Origin of the sequence: Streptomyces sp. DH12, assembly GCF_020873895.1 — a bacterium.
GTDB lineage: Bacteria > Actinomycetota > Actinomycetes > Streptomycetales > Streptomycetaceae > Streptomyces.
Window position 1 is genome coordinate 1 of the sequence record NZ_JAHWGT010000164.1, and the last position, 867, is coordinate 867.

Genomic DNA, 867 nt, shown 5'->3' on the forward strand with positions numbered 1-867 from the left:
CACGTAGACCTTGAAGTAGTCCGCGCCGTGCGACGCCTGGTCGTACAGGTGGATGGTGAAGTTGTCACCGACGGGCGTCGTCTTCCACGGACCCGGTTTGTTGAGGCTCTCGAAGTTCGGGTGGTTGTTGCTGCAGAGCTTGCCGTTCGGGATCCGCGCCTCGAACTGGCCGCCGAGGCCGTCCTGGAGCATGCTCATCCAGTTCCACATGGTGTTGGGGTTGGCCTGGTAGGCCTGCCAACACATGGGGTCCTCCTGCGCCATGGCGGGGTTCATGTGGTCGCTGCCCCACTTCTCCCAGCAGTGGTACGCGCGGGAGGGGGGACCGACGACGGAACCGTGCGCCTGGGCGGTGCCGGCGAACGTCAGCGCGCCGGCCACCACGGCGAACAGCATCAGAAACGCCTGGAAGAGACGGCGCCCGGTCGGCCGGGAAGTACCGGCGGATAAACGCGAGTTGTGCATGGGGGGATGACTCCAATCCTGTGGGTGAAACGTGATGGGAGCGCTCCCAAAGGTAGAAGGTGGGCGTGCAGGTTTCGTGGAGCGAAAGAAATGGTTTCGGGGAGACGTTCGGTTGGATTCAGCCAGTTAACACGGCCGACATGAATGATCCGCACACTGGGGAACCACAACGGGCCTGGCCAGGCCGCGGGCTTGCGGCGTCGAAACATTCGACCGCTTTCCGGTCGACGCCCGGCGTGCGACGTGCGCTGCCGCCGGCCCGGGGGTGGGGCGGCGGCACCGCGTGCACAGTGATCCGCTACTGCTTCACGGAAGCCGCCGCCGCCGTCACCACGCGCGTGACCTCGTGGGGATGCGAGACAGCCGCCGCGTGTGACGCCTGGACCTCCGTCACCTGCGCAC

At 66.1% G+C, this 867-nt stretch carries 1 protein-coding gene; it reads right to left on the bottom strand.

The features are described 5' to 3' along the window. A partial coding sequence (locus LPA54_RS33240; RefSeq protein ID WP_228984454.1) for a lytic polysaccharide monooxygenase occupies positions 1-396 on the bottom strand: 396 nt, incomplete at its 3' end. Positions 397-867: the final 471 nt, after the last annotated feature.